Origin of the sequence: Paraburkholderia dilworthii, from assembly GCF_000472525.1 — a bacterium.
Taxonomy (GTDB): Bacteria; Pseudomonadota; Gammaproteobacteria; order Burkholderiales; family Burkholderiaceae; genus Paraburkholderia; species Paraburkholderia dilworthii.
Map to the genome: position 1 here is coordinate 18,517 of NZ_AWZT01000024.1, position 15,162 is coordinate 33,678.

16 protein-coding genes and 2 tRNA genes are annotated in these 15,162 nt (G+C 62.4%); 8 read left to right on the forward strand and 10 right to left on the reverse strand.

Annotated elements, in window-relative coordinates; all coding sequences use genetic code 11:
* Positions 1-48: 48 nt before the first annotated feature.
* Both F759_RS0120375 and F759_RS43370 read right to left on the reverse strand, forming a co-directional pair.
* Positions 49-351 (reverse strand): hypothetical protein, encoded by a 303-nt coding sequence (locus F759_RS0120375; RefSeq protein ID WP_027801505.1) that lies wholly within the window; start codon positions 349-351, stop codon positions 49-51.
* 370 nt (positions 352-721) lie between these two features.
* Positions 722-883, reverse strand: coding sequence for a hypothetical protein (locus F759_RS43370; RefSeq protein ID WP_164701921.1), 162 nt, complete (start codon positions 881-883; stop codon positions 722-724).
* 246 nt (positions 884-1,129) lie between these two features.
* On the opposite strand from F759_RS43370, the gene F759_RS0120385 reads away from it, so the two are divergent.
* From F759_RS0120385 to F759_RS0120400, 4 genes are all read left to right on the forward strand, one after another.
* Positions 1,130-2,062: a Rossmann-like and DUF2520 domain-containing protein gene (locus F759_RS0120385; RefSeq protein WP_027801506.1), complete on the forward strand. Its 933-nt coding sequence runs from the start codon at positions 1,130-1,132 to the stop codon at positions 2,060-2,062.
* A gap of 77 nt (positions 2,063-2,139) precedes the next feature.
* Positions 2,140-2,460, forward strand: coding sequence for an EthD family reductase (locus tag F759_RS0120390; RefSeq protein WP_027801507.1), 321 nt, complete (start codon positions 2,140-2,142; stop codon positions 2,458-2,460).
* A 198-nt stretch (positions 2,461-2,658) separates the two neighbouring features.
* Complete coding sequence (locus tag F759_RS0120395; protein WP_027801508.1) at positions 2,659-3,222, forward strand: YggT family protein; 564 nt, start codon at positions 2,659-2,661, stop codon at positions 3,220-3,222.
* A 106-nt stretch (positions 3,223-3,328) separates the two neighbouring features.
* A tRNA-Gly gene (locus tag F759_RS0120400) sits at positions 3,329-3,402 on the forward strand.
* Positions 3,403-3,532: 130 nt separating this feature from the next.
* On the opposite strand, the gene F759_RS0120405 is transcribed toward F759_RS0120400, so the two are convergent.
* A complete protein-coding gene (locus F759_RS0120405; protein ID WP_027801509.1) occupies positions 3,533-3,916 on the reverse strand; it encodes an aggregation-promoting factor C-terminal-like domain-containing protein in 384 nt (127 codons plus the stop codon).
* Between the two features lie 402 nt (positions 3,917-4,318).
* Here F759_RS0120405 and trmB point away from each other — a divergent pair, with 402 nt between their 5' ends.
* Positions 4,319-5,101 carry a tRNA (guanosine(46)-N7)-methyltransferase TrmB gene (trmB, locus tag F759_RS0120410; RefSeq protein WP_027801510.1) on the forward strand — a complete coding sequence of 261 codons (783 nt, stop codon included), beginning with the start codon at positions 4,319-4,321 and terminating at the stop codon, positions 5,099-5,101.
* A 130-nt stretch (positions 5,102-5,231) separates the two neighbouring features.
* Here trmB and F759_RS0120415 read toward each other — a convergent pair whose 3' ends face one another.
* The 3 genes from F759_RS0120415 to F759_RS0120425 form a co-directional block, all read right to left on the reverse strand.
* The gene (locus F759_RS0120415) at positions 5,232-6,083 is read right to left on the reverse strand and encodes an undecaprenyl-diphosphate phosphatase (protein WP_027801511.1); all 852 of its coding nucleotides are present in this window, start codon (positions 6,081-6,083) and stop codon (positions 5,232-5,234) included.
* Positions 6,084-6,170: 87 nt separating this feature from the next.
* Positions 6,171-6,761 carry a DUF1439 domain-containing protein gene (locus tag F759_RS0120420; protein ID WP_027801512.1) on the reverse strand — a complete coding sequence of 197 codons (591 nt, stop codon included), beginning with the start codon at positions 6,759-6,761 and terminating at the stop codon, positions 6,171-6,173.
* A gap of 234 nt (positions 6,762-6,995) precedes the next feature.
* A complete protein-coding gene (locus tag F759_RS0120425) occupies positions 6,996-7,325 on the reverse strand; it encodes a YkgJ family cysteine cluster protein (RefSeq protein WP_027801513.1) in 330 nt (109 codons plus the stop codon).
* 222 nt (positions 7,326-7,547) lie between these two features.
* On the opposite strand from F759_RS0120425, the gene hemN reads away from it, so the two are divergent.
* Both hemN and F759_RS0120435 read left to right on the forward strand, forming a co-directional pair.
* The gene (gene hemN, locus F759_RS0120430; protein WP_027801514.1) at positions 7,548-8,933 is read left to right on the forward strand and encodes an oxygen-independent coproporphyrinogen III oxidase; all 1,386 of its coding nucleotides are present in this window, start codon (positions 7,548-7,550) and stop codon (positions 8,931-8,933) included.
* Between the two features lie 106 nt (positions 8,934-9,039).
* Positions 9,040-9,124 (forward strand) — tRNA-Leu (locus tag F759_RS0120435).
* A 334-nt stretch (positions 9,125-9,458) separates the two neighbouring features.
* Here the strand turns inward: F759_RS0120435 and F759_RS0120440 are convergent.
* Positions 9,459-10,844, reverse strand: coding sequence for an amino acid permease (locus tag F759_RS0120440; protein ID WP_027801515.1), 1,386 nt, complete (start codon positions 10,842-10,844; stop codon positions 9,459-9,461).
* A gap of 213 nt (positions 10,845-11,057) precedes the next feature.
* Here F759_RS0120440 and F759_RS0120445 point away from each other — a divergent pair, with 213 nt between their 5' ends.
* Positions 11,058-12,038 carry an alpha/beta fold hydrolase gene (locus F759_RS0120445; RefSeq protein WP_027801516.1) on the forward strand — a complete coding sequence of 327 codons (981 nt, stop codon included), beginning with the start codon at positions 11,058-11,060 and terminating at the stop codon, positions 12,036-12,038.
* Positions 12,039-12,313: 275 nt separating this feature from the next.
* On the opposite strand, the gene F759_RS0120450 is transcribed toward F759_RS0120445, so the two are convergent.
* Genes F759_RS0120450 through gsiD form a run of 3 tightly spaced genes read right to left on the reverse strand, consistent with a single transcriptional unit; the run spans position 12,314 to position 15,161 of the window.
* A complete protein-coding gene (locus F759_RS0120450; protein ID WP_027801517.1) occupies positions 12,314-13,147 on the reverse strand; it encodes a M55 family metallopeptidase in 834 nt (277 codons plus the stop codon).
* On the reverse strand, positions 13,147-14,259 hold the full coding sequence (locus F759_RS0120455) for a DmpA family aminopeptidase (RefSeq protein WP_027801518.1): 1,113 nt from the start codon (positions 14,257-14,259) through the stop codon (positions 13,147-13,149). The genes F759_RS0120450 and F759_RS0120455 overlap by 1 nt, the downstream gene beginning before the upstream one ends.
* On the reverse strand, positions 14,256-15,161 hold the full coding sequence (gene gsiD, locus F759_RS0120460) for a glutathione ABC transporter permease GsiD (RefSeq protein WP_027801519.1): 906 nt from the start codon (positions 15,159-15,161) through the stop codon (positions 14,256-14,258). The genes F759_RS0120455 and gsiD overlap by 4 nt, the downstream gene beginning before the upstream one ends.
* Position 15,162 lies beyond the last annotated feature (1 nt).

Sequence of the window (15,162 nt, forward strand, 5' to 3'; positions counted from 1 at the left end):
TTCACACTGCGAATCTGTGCAGGAACTACCGCAGCTACCTGCTGAGGGTCAGCGCCGATAGTACCCGTGGCCATAGCCATAGCCACCGCGGTAGTAGCCGTGGCGATAATACGGACGGCCATACCCATAATAGCCACCGACGACAACCGGCGGCGGCGCGTAGACCACAGGCGGCGCGTATACGACGGGCGGCGGCGGCGGATAGTACACCGGCGGCGGCGCGGCATAGACCGGGTAAGCCGGCGCGACCGGTACCCCGATACCGATACCGACAGAAACATGCGCCTGCGCGGCGGAGGCAAGCCCCACGCCGAGTGCGGCGGCAACGACAAACGGAACGATCTTTTTCACTTTTGTTCTCCTGGCGCGGCCCACGAAGGTCGCCGACTTCGCATGCGTTGCATGCTACGAGATCAATCTATCTAAAAAGTCCGCGCAACGCTGTTCGCATTTGTTGCAAATTGCAAAAGGCGAAAAGGATTTGCGCAGGTGGCCCGCTGACAGCGTTGCCGTCGGAGCGCGAACCTCTTGCAGAATCAGGCGATTGCGCCAGTTCGCCGCGCGTAACGCAATGCAATAGGGCCTCTGCGAGTTCAAGGAACGCAGCGTCGGTAATCTTTAATTACAAATTAGCTTCAATGCTGACAGCGCAAAGCAACAGCCCAAATAAAAATGCCCGGCGCGCAGGCCGGGCATTTTCTCATCCGAAAGACAGCGTCGATCAGCCGACTTTCACATATGCAAATTCGCGCGAAACGTTGGGCGGCACGTACGCGGCGCTGATCCGCACGCGCGGGCTCAAACGCTTCTTCTGATCCCACCAGCGACGCCGCTGCGCGTGCGTCAGAAACCGCAAGTGCTTCCGGTAAGAAAAAATGTTCATCGTAACCTCCCCGAATTCGATAGCGAAATTGCGAAGCGAGTACTCATAAAACAGCCACGGCTGAACGGCCATGCGGAAATTGTGAGCACTTTTTAAGCCTGCGGGGCGAGCGCGGCCCCATGACCGACCGCAAGCGTCATATCGCCTGCAAACTCATCTGACGACTGTCGCGTGAGTTGCGCCATGCGCCGGCCGATGCGCGATACTGCTGCTTTCCTGTCCAAGCCCCGTCCGGAGCACGTTGACATGCCCCCGTCTTCCACTCTGCCGCGCCTAGGCTTTATCGGCGCAGGCCGGCTCGCGCGATGCCTCGCGCTCGGTTTCTCCCGCGCCGGCTACCCGGTGACGGCAGTGGCGAGCCGCACGCCGGCTTCCGCCAGCCGGCTCGCCAGTCAAATTCCCGAATGCGTCGCGCTCGACGATCCTCAGAAAATCGTCGACAGCGCCGACGTTGTCTTTTTAGCCGTTCCAGACGACAGCATCGGTACGTCAGCGCACACACTGCGCTTCGGCACCGACGCAGCCCACGGCAAGGCGCTCGTGCATTGCAGCGGCGCGTCGCCGGTCGAAATGCTTGTGCCCGCGCGCGACCAGGGCGCGTCGATCGGGGGCTTTCACCCGCTGTACCTATTCAGCGGCGAGCTCGTCGACCTGGAACGTATCGCCGGCTGCTCCGTGACGATCGAGGCCGACGGCGCCTTGAAGGACACGCTGACCGCGCTGGCCGTCGCGCTGCGCTGCCATCCGTTGTCGATCCCACCGGGCAGCCGGATGCTGTACCACGGCGCCGCGCACTATGCAGCGAGCTTCGCGCTATGCAGCCTTGCCGAATGCGTCGCACTGTGGCGCACGCTCGGTTTCGCCGAGGACGAAGCGCTGCGCGCGCTTTTGCCGATGCTCGCCGGCACCATCGAAACTGCGCGCGAGAAAGGCCTGCCTAACGCGCTCGCCGGGCCGGTATCGCGGGGCGACACCGGGGTCGTGCAGAAGCAGTTGGCGCTGTTCGAGAGCCTCGGCGGCGATCACGCTGCGCTCTACGGCTTGCTGTCGCGGCGCGCCGTCGCGCTGGCGCAACGCCGCGCCGCGCCGCCTGAGGCAATCGCCGGCATCGCCGACGCAGTGGAGCAATCGTTGAGCCGCTCACTGAATCAGGCGGCAGCAGGTGCAAGCGTCAAGTAAGCCGTGATAATGTGACGTCCGGCGCCGCGCGCAATCCGCCGGCGCCTCGCTTCGGGACCAACAGACGAGAACGCACAATGATCAAGGTCAGCATCCTCTATCCGTACCGGGAAAACGGCCACTTCGACGTGGGCTATTACTGCGCCACGCACATGCCGCTCGCGGCGCAGCTGTTCGGCTCGTCGCTGAAGGGCTGGTCCGTCGACGTGGGCATCAATGCGGGCCCGCCGGGCACGCCGCCGCCGTACGTGGCGGCAGGTCACTTCCTGTTCGATAGCACGGATGACTTCTATAAGGTCTTCAAGCCGGCATCCGAGCGACTGCTCGCCGACATTCCGAACTACACCGACGGCGGCAACGGCGCCATCCTCATCAGCGAAATCAAGGTTTCCGTGTGATTACCGGCAGTTGACGCCGATCGGGGCGGCGCTGCCGGGCTGCGACTGCTTGCATCACGCCGCCCGCATCAGGCAACTCGCAATGCATACGGCCGCATCAGCGGCGGGTGCAACATAAAGAAACCGCCGGTGCGCCAGACCAGAAGCGCCGGCGCCCAAGCCGTTCAGCGGCTGCCATCAGAAGCATAAGGACACACGATGTTTGGCGATATCGCCCGTTTTCTGCTCAATACCGTCTTCACGTTGTTCGGCGCGGCGTTGCTGCTGCGCGCCTGGCTGCAAGTCGTGCGCATGCCGCCGTACAACCCGGTCACGAACGCCGTGCTGCAAGCGACGAACTGGATCGTGCTGCCGTTGCGGCGCATTCTGCCGAGCACGCGCAACGTCGACTGGGCAAGTCTGGTCGCGGCACTGATCGCCGCAATCGTCTACGTCGTGCTGATGGTGGTGCTGACTGGCGCTGATCCGCTCACGCTGGTGCCGACGCTGTTGATCGTCGCCGTGCTCACCCTGATCAAGTGGGCGCTGAATCTGATTATCTGGATGACGATCCTGATGGCGCTGCTGTCGTGGCTCAATCCACGCTCGCCGGCCATGCCGATTCTGTACCAGTTGACCGCACCGTTTTTGAATCCGCTGCGGCGTGTGGTGCCGCACCTGGGCGGCATCGACCTTTCGCCGATTCTTCTGTTTGTGATCGTGCAAGTGCTGCTGATGGTGGTCACGCGCGCCGCCGTTCAGCTCACTTACTTCGTGATCTGATTCTGTCGGTAACGCCGCACGATGCGGCCGCGCTTGACGCGGCGTAAGGAAAGGCGGCGGCGCAATTTGCGCTCGCTGCCCTTTCGCGAGTAAAATAGCGCGCTCTGCGGGCGTCGTATAATGGTAATACCCTAGCTTCCCAAGCTAGAGCCGTGGGTTCGATTCCCATCGCCCGCTCCAGACAACTTTCCGCTTATCTTTCCAGCGATCACCTGACGAACAGCCAGGCGATCGCCTAGACACCTCGCAGAATGCATCTGCCCTCACCGCACTGCGATTGAATAACGCGCGGCAAGCATTGCCAAAGACATCAAATCCACTGATTGGCTTTCCACGCCAACCGCGCGGACGCGGCATTGTGATAACGGCCAAGAATATATCGAATACCGCCGCGGCATTCTTCCACTGCACGGCCGAATGACTTGACGTCACCCGGATTCAATTCATATTGCGACGGCAGCAATTGAAAGAGCCCACGCGCACCGGACTTCGGATTGCGCAGATTCACCGCACCGCCCGACTCCTGCGCCATCAGCCATAGCAGATCGTTGAATTGAGTCAGGGGAACACCTTCAATCGACATTGCTTCGCGAAGCGCATTCGTGGAGGTAGCCGGAACATGGGTCGGCTCAATTGCGCTCCAGCCGGTCTTCGCTGCTTTTGCTTCGCGGTGCGTGTGTGCGTGCTTACTCATAACGGATATTCGCGTGAATTAATCGTTGGAAAGGAATCAGGCCAGGTGAACGATTAAAACATATAAACGCAATCATCGTTATTGAAATGTAATGTTGCCACGCGTGCGGATGCGGTGAAGCGCGCCCTGTCTGGACGCACCCTTTCGCGTTGTGCTACCTTACGCGCACTTGCAACGCCCGCTCCACTTTACTGCTGAGCCTTCCAGCAGAAATCAAGCATGAGCCGCCTCGACGAAGGCGGCTTTTTTATAGCGGCGGCTGGCGCGCGCAGCAACCAATCGCAAAGCGCCGGCACTATGCGAGCCGACGCGCGCAACGCGGTCCGCGCCGCGTCGTTACGTGCAAGCGCCAGGATGCGCCGCGCGAGCCGCGAAGCCTTCACCCATGTAGCAGCATCGACCATGATCCACGATCCAAACGACGTCGGCTTGCCCGACGAACTTCCGACGCCCTCCGGCGAAACAGACGCTCTCCCCGCCGGCGACGCCGCGCCGCATGAGGAAGGCTTGCACCGGCGCCGCATCCGCAGCTTCGTCACGCGTGCCGGCCGTGTGTCTACCGGCCAACGCCGCGCGATGGACGAACTCGGTCCGCGCTTTGTCGTGCCGTTCGCGCCGCAACAGCCGGACTGGAACAGCGTCTTCGGCCGTGAAGCGCCACGCGTGCTCGAGATCGGCTTCGGCATGGGCGCGACCACCGCCGAGATCGCCTCGCATCGTCCCGGTGACGACTTTCTAGGTGTCGAGGTGCACGAGCCGGGCGTCGGCGCATTGCTGAAGCTGATGGGCGAGCACGGGCTGACCAACATTCGCATCATTCAGCACGATGCCGTCGAAGTGCTCGAACAGATGATCGCGCCGGACAGTCTCGACGGTGTGCACATTTTCTTTCCGGACCCGTGGCACAAGGCACGTCATCACAAGCGCCGCCTGATTCAGCCGAAATTCGTCGCGCTGCTCGCATCGCGCCTGAAGCCCGGCGCCTATCTGCATTGCGCGACCGACTGGCAGAACTACGCCGAGCAGATGCTCGAAGTGCTGAGCGCGGAGCCGGCGTTGCAAAACACCGTCGACGGCTATGCGCCTCGCCCCGATTATCGCCCGGTGACGAAGTTCGAGCGACGCGGCCTGCGGCTTGGCCACGGCGTGTGGGATCTGGTGTTCCGCAAACGCGGCGTCGCATAACTGCAACCGCGCTCGCTGCCGCAAGATCGGCCGCGACGTGGCCCGCAACATCGGTCGCGAAAAACAAAAAGGTCCGCCACAACGCGAGTGGGCGGACCTTTTTAATTGCCGACGAGAAACAGCGTGGGGCTTAATCCGTCCAGCTCAGCGCACCGCTATAGCCGACCAGCAGAATCAGCAATCCGAAGCCGATGCGATACCACGCGAACGCGGTGAAATCGTGGCCGGCAATATAGCGAAGCAGCCAGCGCACGCAGAAAAAGGCGCTGACGAACGCCGCCACGAAGCCCAGAGCGAAAACGCCGAGCGCGTCGACGGACAACAGATGCCAGTCCTTGTACAACTCGTACGCGGTCGCGCCGAACATGATCGGAATCGCGAGGAAAAAGGAAAACTCCGTGGCCACGCGCCGGTCGAGACCAAACAGCATCCCGCCGATGATCGTCGAGCCAGAGCGCGACGTGCCTGGAATTAGCGCGAAACATTGGGCGAGACCGACTTTCAGCGCGTCCATCGGGGTCATGTCGTCCACGTCGTGCACACGCGCGACCTTGGCGCGGCCGCCTTCTCCACCTTGCCCGCGCTGGCGTGCTTCGGCCCACAGAATGACAACGCCGCCGGTTACCAGTGCGAACGCCACGGGCACCGGCGAAAACAGAGCCGCCTTGATGGTCTTCTCTAGCAACAGTCCGAGCACGACCGCTGGAATGGTCGCGATGACCACATTGAACGCAAAGCGCCGCGCTTCCGGACGGCTTGGCAGGCCGGTTACCACGCTGCCGATGCGACGGCGAAACTCCCAGCACACGGCGAGAATCGCGCCGAGCTGAATCACCACGTCGAAGGTCTTCGCATGTTCGTCGGTGAAGTTGAGCAGACTCCCCGCGACGATCAGATGCCCCGTGCTCGACACCGGCAAAAACTCCGTCAAGCCTTCGACGATGCCCAGAATCAGCACCTTGCAAGCCAATAACCAGTCCATCCGTGCCCCTCATCGCTATAGATTGTCGGTTGTCGGAACTGGCACGACCGGCACGACGACGCGCGGCCCTGCCGGCCGCGCGCAGCGTCATTTCTCGACGATTTGAACGCGTATACCGTTTGTAAGGATGGTGATTGTACCGGGTTCGTAATTCACTCCGGCAAATTGCAGTTGTTCCGGCTTGAACGTGTAGATCGGGTAATTGCTGAGCAGCTGCGTGGCGAGCACGGCTGCGGCGGCGTTGATCTGTTGCGTGTAGGCCTGCGCCTGGCCGTTCACGCTGACGTTGTCTACGTTCGGCGATTTCAGCACGACGGATTTGCTTGCGGCGTCGTATGCAAGTTCGCTCGACAGCGTGAAGACGCCGTCGACCGGCTGCGGCATGAAGGGGCTCGCGAGGTGGGCATCGAGCTTCACGGAGATACGGTTCGCGTCCGGCAGCAAGCCGACCACCGGATGGCTCAGCGCGACGTCGAACACTTGCGAGACGGTGCGCTGATAAGGAAATTTGCGCTGCACGGCGTCCTGCACCTGCTGCTGCGAGAACGTGTAGTGCGACGGAATGAACGGGAAGGTCGATGTGGCGCACGCCGCGAGCGAAACGATGCCAAGCGCGCTGGCGCCTGCCAGCGCGGCGAGTAGAAAACAGCGCCTTGCCGGCGCGACGAGTCGAGTCATATGGTTCTCCTGTGTCGACCAGAGTTAGCGCTTTAGCGCTTACTCTGGTCCCATGCAAAGCGGTCGACCAGAGTTAGCGCTTTAGCGCTTACTCTGGTCCCATGCAAAGCTGTCAACCGGACTTGGCGCTTTAGCGCTCACTCCGATCCATCCAAAGCTGCCGACCGACCATAGCGCTTCCGCACATACCCCGGCCCTGCAACCTCCCAACCAAAAAGCGGCGCCTCGCCTCACTCAGCCTGATTGCCCAACTCCCGGCTGAGTCTGCACCTCGAGCCGCGCAAGCCATGCAAGCGCTTCCCCCCGATTCGCCCCACACATTTCCATCTGCGGTTGCAGCCCCGAGCAGCACGCCGGCCGCTCAGGTCTACCGAAGATCGCGCAGCGCAAATCGTCGCCGAGTTGCACGCAACGCACGCCCGCAGGCTTACCGTTCGGCATGCCTGGAATCGGACTCGAAATCGACGGCGCGATACAGCACGCGCCGCAATCGGGGCGGCACGCATGATCGGCCACATCGAACGGAGACTCGCGTTTCGTAACGCGATTGCGCACATCATTCACGACACGTTTTCCTGAATTCGAAGAGAAGCGCGCGAGCGCCAGACCCGCATTGTGCCACCGTGCCGCGTGCGACCTTTTTACACAATCCGGCGCATGGCCGGTCACGTAAACTCGACCGGACTCCAAGGCCACGCGCCAGAGGCGCCCGCGCTCTTCATTCATCATTGCGGAAGCAGCCGGGCTCCGCCTCTTCCGAGGTGGCCATCCAATAATGAGCCCCTCATGACCACCGTCAATTCGCTGTTTCGCCCCGACCTGCTCGCCAAGTACAGCGCGAACGGCCCACGCTATACGTCCTATCCCACTGCCCTTCAGTTCCGCGACGACTTCCAGTCCGCCGATTATCTTCGTGCCGCAGCCGACCCCGGCGCGTCGGCCACCGACCTCTCGCTGTACTTCCACATCCCGTTCTGCGACACGGTTTGCTTCTACTGCGGCTGCAACAAGGTCGCGACCAAGAACCGCGCTCATGCGCGTCCCTATCTCGAATACCTGAAGCGCGAAATGGCCTTGCAGGCAGCATGTTTCGATACGCATCGACCGGTGTCGCAATTGCATCTGGGCGGCGGCACGCCGACGTTCATGTCGCACGACGAAATGGCGGAACTGATGGACGCGGCCCGCGAGCACTTCAGCTTGTTACCCGACGACCAGGCCGAATATTCGATCGAAGTCGATCCGCGCGAAGCATCGCCCGAGACCATCGCGCATCTGCGCAAGCTGGGCTTCAATCGCCTGAGTCTCGGTGTGCAGGATTTCGATCCGCTCGTGCAGCAGGCCATCAACCGCATTCAGCCGCTCGATATGACCGCCTCGGTCATGCAGGCCGCGCGGCATACGGGCTTCCACTCGATTGGCGTCGATCTGATCTACGGGCTACCGCATCAAACGGTGGAGAGCTTCACTCGTACGCTCGATACGATGATCGAACTTGCGCCCGATCGCCTCTCGGTGTTCGCATATGCGCACATGCCGCAGCTCTTCAAGATGCAACGTCAGATGGACGCCGCCACGTTGCCCTCACCTGCAACGCGGCTCGCAATTTTGCAACGGGTGGTCGAGCGTCTGACGGCTGCAGGCTACGTCTACATCGGCATGGATCACTTCGCGCTGCCTACCGATGAGCTCGCGCGCGCGCAGGAACAGCGGACCTTGCATCGCAACTTCCAGGGCTACAGCACGCGCGCGGAATGCGACCTGATCGGCTTTGGCGCGTCGTCGATCGGCAAGGTCGGCGACGTCTACGCGCAAAACGCGAAAGACCTGCCCACATACGGCGCGGCAATCGGCGCAGGCAAGCTCGCGATCACGCGCGGCATACGCCTGACTGCCGACGATCGTCTGCGCCGCGATGTCATCACACAGCTAATGTGCAATCTGGAATTGCGCTTCAATGAATTCGAAGCCATGTACGGCATCCGCTTCGCCGATACGTTCGAGCCCGAACTCGAACGCTTGCGCGGCTTCGAGCAGGATGGCCTCGTGTCGCTGACCAACCGCAAGCTCGAAGTTCGGACGGCTGGGCGCATGCTCGTGCGGAACATCGCAATGGTGTTCGACCGCTATCTTGGCCAGCAGACGCTCGAACGATTTTCCCGCACCGTTTGACGGCATGGCCGACGGCGGCTGCAACCGGCTTGCCCGTCGTCGAATTTTCGGCCATAATCTGCGTCTTCGCCGCGCACCAGCTTTAAATGCGCGCGCCGCAAGACCTGCCCAGGTGGTGAAATTGGTAGACGCAGGGGACTCAAAATCCCCCGCCGCAAGGCGTGCCGGTTCGATTCCGGCCCTGGGCACCAAACACTTATGTAGTCAGCCGCAAGATGTATCGCAAACCCGCGCAAGCCAAACGCTTCGCGGGTTTTTGCTTTTTGGCGGCGGCTCACGCCGGTGTCGCGTGGCCGCATCGCGGAACCCGGCCGTCTCCAGGAGCCTGTCGTCTCCAATTCGTGCCGGCCACGTCGGGAAGTCTACCGTCGCGATCTCGCGCGAAGCCGCGTCGCGAAAGCGAGTCGTCTCGGTCTCGTGCGACGCCGCGTGGAGGAAACGAATCGTCCACACACTGCCTAACGCACTGCCAAACAGACCATCGCACGCGGGCCGCGCGAACTGTCTGCGCGGCGCAATCCCACCCTAGCGCCCCACCACCCGCGCCGTCCCATGCGCCGCCGCGCGACGACGCTTGAACGCATAACCCGCCCACATCACCGCAAGCCAGAGCGGCACGAGCCACACGGAAACCGACAGGCCCGGCGTCATCGCGAGAATCACGAGGATCAGCGCCATGAACGCGAGACAGATCCAGTTGCTGACGGGAAACCAGAACGACTTGAAGACGAGCGTCTCGCCCGCCGCGACCATCGCCCGGCGCGACTTCAGATGCGTCAAGCTGATCAACGCCCAGTTCAACACGAGCGCGGCGACGACGAGCGCCATCAGCAGGCCGAGCGCTTCGGCGGGAATCAGATAGTTGACGATCACACAGGTGAACGTGGCCAGCGCCGACAGACCGATCGCCATATACGGCACGCCGCGCCGGTCGACCTTCATCAGCGCGCGCGGGGCATTGCCCTGTTCCGCGAGGCCATAGAGCATGCGGCTATTCGCATAGACGCCGCTGTTGTACACCGATAGCGCCGCAGTCAGCACCACCACATTGAGAACGTTGGCGGTCAGCGTCGAACCGATCTGCGAGAAGATCATCACGAACGGGCTGCCGCCGGCCGCGACCTGGTTCCACGGATACAGCGACAGCAGCACCGCGAGCGAGCAGATGTAAAAAATCAGAATCCGGTAGATGACCTGGTTCACTGCCTTCGGAATGCTCTTTTGCGGCTCGTCCGCCTCGGCCGCCGTGATGCCGATCAGTTCCAGTCCGCCGAACGAAAACATGATGACCGCGAGCATCGTGAAGAGCCCATGAAACCCATGCGGGAAGAATCCGCCATGACTCCACAGATTGCTGATCGATGCTTGCGGACCGCCATGACCGCTAACGAGCAGATAACCGCCGAACAGGATCATGCCAATCACTGCCACGACCTTGATGATCGCAAACCAGAATTCGGTCTCGCCGTAGGCTTTCACGTTCGCCAGGTTGATCGCGTTGATTCCCGCGAAGCAGACGAGCGCCGAAACCCACGTCGGCACGCCCGGCCACCAGTAGTGGACGTAGGTGCCGACCGCCGTCAATTCGGCCATGCTGACGAGCACGTATAGCACCCAGTAGTTCCAGCCCGACAGGAAACCGGGAAAGTCGCCCCAATACTTGTACGCGAAGTGGCTAAACGAGCCGGCCACCGGTTCCTGCGCAACCATTTCGCCTAACTGCCGCATGATCATGAACGCGATGATGCCGCCGATGGCATAGCCGAGAATCATCGAGGGGCCCGCGGCCTGCAACACGCTCGCCGAGCCAAGAAAGAGGCCGGTGCCGATCGCGCCGCCCAATGCAATGAGCTGGATATGGCGATTCTTGAGCCCGCGCTTCAGGCCGTCTTGCTGTAGTGCATTGTCCAAATTGCGCCCCAGTGTATGGATGTCGATCACCCGACCGGACTTGTGGTCCGCCCCGGCAGAACCTGAAATTTTACCTCGGCCGATATTACCCAAATACTGGTACCAACCCGCCCTTCGTTCTGCGCCGCACCGAGGTGCGAGGATAGTGATTGTCACTGCTGTGCGGCTTCGGTATGTTGCCGTAGTCGGGTTTTCCGCTTCTGGAGATTCAACATGTCGCCCAAACGCCTGCTTTGCGCCGCTGTCCTGTCTCTCTGTTTTGGGGGCCCCGCCGCATTCGCGCAGAACGTCACGCCGAATCCGGCGCCAGAGCCCGCAGCGACTGCCGCGCCGGCCGCCGTGCCCACGCCCGAACCCGCCGCGGAGCCTGCCGATACCGCCGCCCCGCCGGCCACCCAGGCGAGCCCAGCCGCAGCGCCTTCTCCAGATTCCGCTGCGGCCACCGCGCCGCCCTCTAAAGCGGCTGCCGCGCAGCCCGCCATTGCGCCGATATCTGGCCCGGTGCGCAACGTCGTACTGGTTCACGGCGCGTTCGTCGACGGCTCCAGCTGGAACGGCGTCGTCGCGAAACTTCAACAGAAGGGCTACCGCGTGAGTTCGGTGCAAAACCCGCTGACCTCGCTCGCCGACGACGTCGCCGCGACACGCCGCGTGCTTGCTCGCCAGCAAGGTCCGACGATGCTCGTCGGGCACTCGTGGGGCGGCGTCGTGATCACCGAAGCCGGCGCGAATGCGCCGAACGTCGCCGGCCTCGTGTATGTGGCGGCGATTGCGCCGGATTTACACGAGTCGACGATGGACCTGATGAAGCGCGCTGCGCCGATGCCGGCGGGTCAAGGCATCGTCAAGGATGCGAGCGGTTTTCTGTGGCTCGACCGCGGCAAGTACCACGCCGATTTCGCCGCCGACGTCCCCGAGAATCTGACGCGCGTGCTGTCCGCGGCGCAAGTGCCGATCGCCGCCAAAGCTTTCGGCGAAACGGTGAGTCAGGTGGCGTGGAAAGAGAAGCCGTCGTGGTATGTGCTGACGACGAAAGACCGCGCGGTGTCGCCGGATATCGAGAGATTCATGGCCGAGCGGATGGGCGCCAAGATCGTGCCCATTGCATCGAGCCATCTGGCGCCGGTGTCGCATGCGGGCGCGATTGCGGACGTGATCGACCGCGCCGCGCGAGAGTTGAGCCGGCAGCAGTAGCCGGGCTGCTGCTGCGCGCCGCTAATTGCTCGCGGCGCGTTCGCTATGCCAATCAACTGTAGCTGCACGCAGTCGTTAATGCGTTGGGATCGCTGCCTGGATACCCGGCCCCCGACGCTTTTGGCAACGCGCTGCGATACGCTCGTCATAAACGCACCGCATAGCGATCGCCTACAGTTATCGAGCGTGACCGACACGAGGCCAATCCGTTGACTCAAGGCATCGCGTAAGGCGCGCGCGCCACCGTCAGCGTTCACCATGAGACAACGGTAAGGCTAACGCAGCATGAACGACATCGCGGATAAACAGTTCAGCATGCGCACCGCATGTTCAGCCGACGCCGCGCTAAAGCGCAGCGTAACCGCATCGACACGCGTGACCGTCGGCCATTGGCAGAACAGGTCGGCGAGCGCGCTCGTCTGGACGCGCAATTCGCACTCGACAGGTTTTACCGCGGCGCGCGTCGCTTGCGGCGGATGACCGTTTGCAAGATGCTGCTGCACCACCTCACGCGCAGCGCTTTCGATGGCCGCGCGAGCGCTTGCCGGCGATTGCGTGACGCCGCTCGCGTGTCCGGTCGCGCTCTTCGTCACGACAAAGCGCGCGCCCGGAAAGCGCGGCGCGGTTTCCTCGGCGAATACGTCATCGCCGGACAAAAGCGCGACCTGTGCCCCGTAGTCTTCCGCCAGCGTGCCATACAACCCTGCCTCCCCCACCTCGGCGCCATTCAATGAAACGCGCGCGAACGCGAAGCTGTTGATGGTATGCGCGAGAATGCCACGCGTTTGCGACATTGCGTGATAGCCGATCATGAAGACGAGCGCCGCGCCGTATTCGAGACCGGCCATCATGCCGAGCGTGCGCGGTTTGCCGAGCACGACCTGGGCGCGTGGGTCGAGCAGATCGGGCAGCAGATTGCGAAAGCCGCCGTGCGAATCGTTGACCCACACTTGCGTCGCGCCGCCAGCGAACGCGCCTGCAATAGCCGCGTTGGCTTCGAGCGTCATCCAGCGGCGCGCGGCTTCATATTCGCCGTTGCCCGAGCGCGTTTGCTCTGGGTGAAACACGCCCGCAATGCCTTCGATGTCGGCGGAAATAAGGACTTTCATCAGCACGTTTTCTTCAGTAAATGCGCGAGGTCGGGAACGCTCTCGTGCAGTGATAGCCGTCGATGCCCTTCGCGGCCGCTCACGGATTCCGCGCTCCACAAGGCATCGAGAATCGCCTGCTCGACGCTGTCGGCGCACGCGCGAAAAAGCGCGTCCATGTGTTGATCGGCAAGCAGAGGCGGCAACGAAATGAATGCGGCAGAATGCGGGACTGTGTAGGCCGTCGAAAACGCGAGCGCAATGTCGCCGCTGCCGTGGCCATAGACTGAACCCGTGCGGGCAAGACCCGCGGCCGCGCGCAACGACAGGCGCTTGAGTTGGCGCGCGTCGAGCGGTGCGTCTGTGGCGACGATCATGATGATCGAGCCTTGCTCGGGCTTCGTGATATTTGCCGCCGGTTCTGCGCTCGCTGTCGCCGCGCGCTGAGCAAGCATGCGCCCAAGCGGAGTGCCGTCGACCATCAGCATCGGCAAACGGCCAAAGTTCGCAAGCACAAGCGCCCCAACCGTGTAAGCGCGGCCCGCGATTTCCACGACGCGCGAAGCACTGCCGATGCCGCCCTTCAGATCGAAGCACGACATGCCGCGCCCTGCTCCGACCGACCCGCTCGCGACGCTTGTATTTGCAGCCCCGTAGGCTTCGTTGAAATGCTGCTCGCTGATGGCCAACGCCTGAACATCGTTCAGGTATCCGTCATTGCATTCGAACACGAGCGGATTGACGGTCGGCCACTCGCGTCCAATGCGCGGATTAGCGTTAATGGGCGCGCGAATCTGCGCCTGCGCCACAGCAGGCACACTAAACGTATTGGTCAACGCAATCGGCGTTTCGAGGGTGCCGAGCTCTTCTATCTGCACGAGCCCGACGCTCTTGCCGAAGCCGTTGATCACCGACGACGCCGCCGGCACCTTGTCCAGAAACGGGTCGCCCGCATGCGGGCGAATCACGGTCACGCCGGTTTGTATCGCGCCTTCAGCGAGCGTGCAGTGCCCGACGGTGACGCCCTGTACATCCGCAATCGTACCCAGCGGGCCGCTCGGCAACTCGCCGATATGCGGCGCGTTTTGTGAACCTGGCAAGCTTTGCGACTGCGGCAACTGTGCGGAACTCATGGGCGGTCGAGCTTCGGATCAAGCGCATCGCGCAAACCGTCGCCGAGCAGGTTGAACGCGAGCACCGTCAGGAAAATGGCGAGGCTCGGGAACAGCGCGATGTGCGGAGCGGTGACCATATCCGCGCGCGCTTCGTTGAGCATCGCGCCCCACTCGGGCGTCGGCGGTTGCGCGCCGAGTCCGAGAAACGACAGACTCGCGGCGGTGATGATCGACGTGCCGATACGCATCGTGAAGTACACGACCACCGACGAGATCGTGCCCGGCAAAATATGACGCACGATGATCGTCCAATCCGACGCGCCGATACTGCGCGCCGCTTCGATATACGTGAGTTGCTTGAGCATCAGCGTATTGCCGCGCACGAGCCGCGCGAACGCAGGAATGCTGAAAATCGCCACCGCGCAGATCACATTGATCATGCCGTTGCCGAGAATCGCCACCACGCCGATTGCGAGCAGAATGCCGGGAAACGCGAACAGCACGTCGGCCACGCGCATTGTGATGCGATCCCACCATCCTTCGTAATAGCCTGCGAGCAGCCCGAAGAACGTGCCGATCACCGCGCCGATCGCAACCGACAGAAAGCCGGCTTCGAGTGAAATACGCGAGCCCACGAGAATGCGGCTGAAAATATCGCGGCCCAATGAATCGACGCCGAACCAGTGGGCGGCAGACGGCCCTGCGTTCAGCGCGTCGTAGTCGAAGAAATTTTCCGGATCGTAGGGCACGATATGCGGCGCGGCAATCGCGACCGCAACCAGCAGCAGCACGAAAATGCCGGCGGCGAGCGCCACGTGCTGCTTGCGAAACTTGCGCCAGAACTCACTCCACGGCGTGCGGATCGCGCGCTCGGCGCCGGATGATCTGGCCGCATCCGGCTCGGTGGCTGTCGTGCTCATG

What these genes read in the sequence shown, in the direction of transcription:
- F759_RS43370 (WP_164701921.1), bottom strand. Translation starts at nt 883, where the DNA reads ATGAACATTTTTTCTTACCGGAAGCACTTGCGGTTTCTGACGCACGCG.
- F759_RS0120385 (WP_027801506.1), top strand. Translation starts at nt 1,130, where the DNA reads ATGCCCCCGTCTTCCACTCTGCCGCGCCTAGGCTTTATCGGCGCAGGC.
- F759_RS0120390 (WP_027801507.1), top strand. Translation starts at nt 2,140, where the DNA reads ATGATCAAGGTCAGCATCCTCTATCCGTACCGGGAAAACGGCCACTTC.
- F759_RS0120395 (WP_027801508.1), top strand. Translation starts at nt 2,659, where the DNA reads ATGTTTGGCGATATCGCCCGTTTTCTGCTCAATACCGTCTTCACGTTG.
- F759_RS0120405 (WP_027801509.1), bottom strand. Translation starts at nt 3,916, where the DNA reads ATGAGTAAGCACGCACACACGCACCGCGAAGCAAAAGCAGCGAAGACC.
- trmB (WP_027801510.1), top strand. Translation starts at nt 4,319, where the DNA reads ATGATCCACGATCCAAACGACGTCGGCTTGCCCGACGAACTTCCGACG.
- F759_RS0120415 (WP_027801511.1), bottom strand. Translation starts at nt 6,083, where the DNA reads ATGGACTGGTTATTGGCTTGCAAGGTGCTGATTCTGGGCATCGTCGAA.
- F759_RS0120420 (WP_027801512.1), bottom strand. Translation starts at nt 6,761, where the DNA reads ATGACTCGACTCGTCGCGCCGGCAAGGCGCTGTTTTCTACTCGCCGCG.
- hemN (WP_027801514.1), top strand. Translation starts at nt 7,548, where the DNA reads ATGACCACCGTCAATTCGCTGTTTCGCCCCGACCTGCTCGCCAAGTAC.
- F759_RS0120445 (WP_027801516.1), top strand. Translation starts at nt 11,058, where the DNA reads ATGTCGCCCAAACGCCTGCTTTGCGCCGCTGTCCTGTCTCTCTGTTTT.
- F759_RS0120450 (WP_027801517.1), bottom strand. Translation starts at nt 13,147, where the DNA reads ATGAAAGTCCTTATTTCCGCCGACATCGAAGGCATTGCGGGCGTGTTT.
- F759_RS0120455 (WP_027801518.1), bottom strand. Translation starts at nt 14,259, where the DNA reads ATGAGTTCCGCACAGTTGCCGCAGTCGCAAAGCTTGCCAGGTTCACAA.
- gsiD (WP_027801519.1), bottom strand. Translation starts at nt 15,161, where the DNA reads ATGAGCACGACAGCCACCGAGCCGGATGCGGCCAGATCATCCGGCGCC.